The organism is Escherichia sp. KCJ4928 (genome assembly GCF_004352695.1).
In the GTDB taxonomy this organism is placed as follows: domain Bacteria; phylum Pseudomonadota; class Gammaproteobacteria; order Enterobacterales; family Enterobacteriaceae; genus ECMA0423.
In genome coordinates this window covers 1-4,824 of sequence record NZ_SJWV01000240.1, presented here as the reverse complement: position 1 = coordinate 4,824, position 4,824 = coordinate 1, and the positions used below count along the sequence as shown (strand labels likewise).

Sequence of the window (4,824 nt, the reverse complement as noted above, 5' to 3'; positions counted from 1 at the left end):
ACTAAACAAAATATAAACAGTGGAGCAATATGTGATTGACTCATTAAGTTAGATATAAAAAATACATATTCAATCATTAAAACGATTGAATGGAGAACTTTTATGCGGGCGAAACTTCTGGGAATAGTTCTGACAACCCCTATTGCGATCAGCTCTTTTGCTTCTACCGAGACTATTTCGTTTACTCCTGACAACATAAATGCGGACATTAGTCTTGGAACTCTGAGCGGAAAAACAAAAGAGCGCGTTTATCTAGCTGAAGAAGGAGGCCGAAAAGTCAGTCAACTCGACTGGAAATTCAATAACGCTGCAATTATTAAAGGTGCAATTAATTGGGATTTGATGCCCCAGATATCTATTGGGGCTGCGGGCTGGACTACTCTCGGCAGCCGAGGTGGCAATATGGTCGATCAGGACTGGATGGATTCCAGTAACCCCGGAACCTGGACAGATGAAAGTAGGCACCCTGATACACAACTCAATTATGCCAACGAATTTGATCTGAATATCAAAGGCTGGCTCCTCAACGAACCCAATTACCGCCTGGGACTCATGGCCGGATATCAGGAAAGCCGTTATAGCTTTACAGCCAGAGGTGGTTCCTATATCTACAGTTCTGAGGAGGGATTCAGAGATGATATCGGCTCCTTCCCGAATGGAGAAAGAGCAATCGGCTACAAACAACGTTTTAAAATGCCCTACATTGGCTTGACTGGAAGTTATCGTTATGAAGATTTTGAGCTAGGTGGCACATTTAAATACAGCGGCTGGGTGGAAGCATCTGATAACGATGAGCACTATGACCCAGGAAAAAGAATCACTTATCGCAGTAAAGTCAAAGACCAAAATTACTATTCTGTTGCAGTCAATGCAGGTTATTACGTAACACCTAACGCAAAAGTTTATGTTGAAGGCGCATGGAATCGGGTTACGAATAAAAAAGGTAATACTTCACTTTATGATCACAATGATAACACTTCAGACTACAGCAAAAATGGTGCAGGCATAGAAAACTATAACTTCATCACTACTGCTGGTCTTAAGTACACCTTTTAACGAAGTTAACCAGATTTTCTCCCCGGTGGTATTGTATAACCCCGGGGAATTTGTTTACAGTTACAAGTAGGCAATATCCACTAATTTTGTAAGCATTTAACCTATGTCATAACGTGTAATCTCTTACCGCAACACAAGACCTCAATATATTCAAATCTTATCTTTATTCCGATATTCAGAGACACAATGCGAAAAATAATTACTCATTTCAAAGTTGTTTTAACGTTACTTCTACCAGTAACCGTATCTGCCCAGCAGATACAGTGGCAATCCTGTATGGCCAGTCAATTCAACCACTGGTTTGGTGAGGAAAAACCGTCTCCTGACTTACTATGTGGTTATTTGTCTGTTCCATTAAAATATACAGACACAGGCGGAGATGCTTCTTATGAAAAAAAATCACAAGTCAAACTAGCGTTGACAAAATTGCCGGCAAAAAGCAAGCATAAAGGAAGTATCCTGATAATAAGTGGTGGTCCCGGGTTACCAGGCATAAATCCTTATATTAACTTTGACTGGCCAGTCACAAATCTTCGTGAGTCATGGGATATTATTGGATTTGATCCTCGAGGCGTCGGACAGTCCACTCCGACAATAAACTGCCGGCAATCAGATACAGAGACTCAGGAAAACATAACCGAAAAGCAACAAGTATTAAATAAAATTAATGCCTGTATCCATAATACCGGAGCCGAAGTCATTCGCCATATCGGCTCTAACGAGGCTGTATACGATATTGATCGTATTAGGCAAGCCTTGGGGGATAAACAACTGACAGCCGTGGCGTATTCGTATGGAACTCAAATTGCAGCCTTATATGCAGAACGTTTTCCCTACAACGTAAGATCTATCGTTCTTGATGGAGTCGTCGATATCGATGACCTGGAGGACAACTTCACATGGCAACTCAAACAGGCACAGAGTTATCAGGAAACGTTTGATCGCTTTGCATCCTGGTGTGCGCGTACAAAAAGTTGCCCGCTTTCTTCAGACAGAGATAAGGCAATAACTCAGTTCCATGAGCTATTATCAAAATTACATCACAAACCTTTATTAGACAGTAAGAGAGAATATATATCTTCAGATGAACTCATATCATTAACAACAGACCTTCTGCTATGGCGTTCATCATGGCCAACCCTTGCAACTGCCATACGCCAGTTCTCTCAGGGGATTGTCAGTAATGAAATTGAAACTGCGCTCAGTGCTCCGATAGCCTCAGAAGAGTCAAGCGATGCTTCGGGGGTAATCCTCTGTGTAGATCAGGGGGATGAGCAATTAACACCAGAAGAGCGAAAATCCCGAAAAGACGCTCTTGCGAATGCCTTCCCGGCTATTAACTTTGACAATGGACGTTCCGATTCACCTGATTTTTGTGAATTATGGCCAATACATAGCGACCTGAACAAAACTCGCCTGAAAAATACTGTTCTGCCCTCTGGTTTACTGTTTATAGCACACAAATACGACCCAACAACGCCCTGGATTAATGCCCGTAAGATGGCAGAGAAATTTTCCAGCCCGTTACTAACAATAAATGGTGATGGGCATACATTAGCTCTCACCGGAGTTAATTTATGTGTAGATAAAGCAGTTGTACATCACCTGATCACTCCACAAAAAATAGAAAATATATACTGCCCAGGAAATTCTGAAGCAGAAATACAATAATTTCAAAATATTCCGCTATTTGCTCCCAATGCAAAACATATATTGCATTGGGAGCATATTCATATTTTTGTTATTATTGTATGAAATCGTCTCATGTACACGGTCCTTTTTTCGCCGAAAACTGATATTACTTTAATCAAAAGTTGACGTGCCAGATTCGAAGTAAATTTATAAAATATCAAATCAATATACATTTTGCACCTTCGAGATAGTAATGACTGTTACTGTAACATGAGTTACAAACAGCTTCATACCCAGAGCTACTGATGTATCAACTCGATTCAACAATACCCGATATTTATTCCATGCCTCCAGCAACGATCTTTCTTCCTCCGTTGCGATTTCCAGATCTACAGCATCCTGCAGTGGCGCAATATCCTCACTGAATTCCTGGATGTAGAACTGTGTGGTGACGGTCTTCCAGCCATTCGGCTCCTGTTGTATCGAAGCATACCAGGCTATTTCAATATCGCTATGCTGCGGCAGCATTTAACCCCTTGTAATTCATCGCCATAATTGATTTAATTCACAAATAAAACTATAACATGGTGAAATTAATGAAAAAAAACACAGATGATGGGGCTAAAATTTACACACCACTTACCCTAAAGCTTTATGACTGGTGGGTTTTGGGAGTATCAAATCGGCTTGCATGGGGATGTCCTACAAAGGAACACCTTCTTCCACACTTTCTGGAACATTTAGGTAACAACCATCTGGATATTGGTGTTGGAACTGGGTTTTACCTTACTCACGTACCTGAGAGTAGTCTGATATCTTTAATGGATTTGAACGAAGCTAGCCTGAACGCGGCATCTACAAGGGCTGGGGAATCAAAAATTAAACATAAAATTAGCCATGATGTTTTTGAACCTTATCCCGCGGCGTTACATGGTCAATTTGATTCCATTTCCATGTTTTACCTTCTTCACTGCCTGCCTGGAAATATATCTACAAAAAGCTGTGTAATACGCAATGCGGCGCAGGCCTTAACTGACGATGGAACTCTATACGGAGCCACAATTCTTGGCGATGGAGTTGTGCACAATAGCTTCGGTCAAAAACTGATGCGCATTTACAATCAGAAAGGCATCTTTTCAAACACAAAAGATTCCGAAGAAGGCTTAACACATATACTCTCAGAGCATTTCGAGAATGTTAAAACCAAGGTTCAAGGTACTGTAGTAATGTTTTCCGCTTCAGGGAAAAAATAGCATCCAACCGCAGCACGTTCTTGCTTAAGGCGTGTCTGCGGTTTTTCAACTATTCAGATACATCACTCCCATCACATTCATTCCTCCGCATCATAGGCATATAGGCTATATCACCTTGATATTTTTCTTCTTCAGATAAAAACTGTTATCTATGTATACTTTTAAACCCAATCCGTGTAGAGTCTCTGCATAAGATAGTTTGCAGTTGCCACTTCAGCTTGCGCCATAAACCGCCTGATTTTTGCTGCCACCTGTTAGCATTCCTGTATACCTGAAACGACAATGTTTATCTACGAACTTTAAGAACCCCCAGGATAAAAATTGTCAACTATATCATATATAACACATTACTAATTCGAGGCTATATGAACAGCATACTGATAATCACTTCGCTCCTTATCATATTCAGCATTTTTAGTCATGCTCTAATAAAATTAGGGATTGGCATATCCAATAACCCAGACAAAACCGATGTATAAGTCAACATATACTGAATCAGACATACAATATCGCAATGAAAATCAATAATATTTTAAGGAATATCTTCATGAAATCAAAAGACACCCTAAAGTGGTTCCCTGCGCAGCTTCCTGAAGTAAGAATTATCCTAGGGGATGCTGTAATGGAAGTAGCAAAACAGGGAAGACCTATCAATACCAGAACATTGCTTGATTACATTGAAGGAAACATAAAGAAAAAGTCATGGCTGGATAACAAAGAATTATTACAAACAGCGATATCAGTTCTTAAAGACAACAAAAATTTAAATGGTAAAATGTAATATAATAAACTTAATTTTTTATCATTTTTCCACTTTAACAACATTTTGCTCCACTTTTCCACGACCAAACAACTTGAAATCTGGTTAAAATAACACGCAACA

The 4,824-nt window shown here is 39.9% G+C and carries 5 protein-coding genes and 1 pseudogene; 5 read left to right on the top strand and 1 reads right to left on the bottom strand.

The genetic code is table 11. The features are described 5' to 3' along the window. Window positions 1-102: 102 nt before the first annotated feature. Window positions 103-1,056: an omptin family outer membrane protease OmpT gene (gene ompT, locus E0D98_RS21380; protein ID WP_001201825.1), complete on the top strand. Its 954-nt coding sequence runs from the start codon at window positions 103-105 to the stop codon at window positions 1,054-1,056. A 186-nt stretch (window positions 1,057-1,242) separates the two neighbouring features. Continuing rightward, window positions 1,243-2,727: an alpha/beta hydrolase gene (locus tag E0D98_RS21375; protein ID WP_050877078.1), complete on the top strand. Its 1,485-nt coding sequence runs from the start codon at window positions 1,243-1,245 to the stop codon at window positions 2,725-2,727. A gap of 183 nt (window positions 2,728-2,910) precedes the next feature. Here E0D98_RS21375 and E0D98_RS28045 read toward each other — a convergent pair. Next, window positions 2,911-3,123: pseudogene (locus E0D98_RS28045) on the bottom strand (tail fiber assembly protein); the annotation flags it as partial. 149 nt (window positions 3,124-3,272) lie between these two features. Here E0D98_RS28045 and E0D98_RS21365 point away from each other — a divergent pair. From E0D98_RS21365 to ydfK, 3 genes are all read left to right on the top strand, one after another. Continuing rightward, on the top strand, window positions 3,273-3,941 hold the full coding sequence (locus E0D98_RS21365) for a class I SAM-dependent methyltransferase (RefSeq protein WP_000239881.1): 669 nt from the start codon (window positions 3,273-3,275) through the stop codon (window positions 3,939-3,941). A 365-nt stretch (window positions 3,942-4,306) separates the two neighbouring features. Beyond that, on the top strand, window positions 4,307-4,420 hold the full coding sequence (locus tag E0D98_RS21360) for a YnaM/YnfT family protein (RefSeq protein ID WP_120795384.1): 114 nt from the start codon (window positions 4,307-4,309) through the stop codon (window positions 4,418-4,420). A 68-nt stretch (window positions 4,421-4,488) separates the two neighbouring features. Further along, complete coding sequence (ydfK, locus tag E0D98_RS21355; RefSeq protein ID WP_000836763.1) at window positions 4,489-4,722, top strand: cold shock protein YdfK; 234 nt, start codon at window positions 4,489-4,491, stop codon at window positions 4,720-4,722. Window positions 4,723-4,824: the final 102 nt, after the last annotated feature.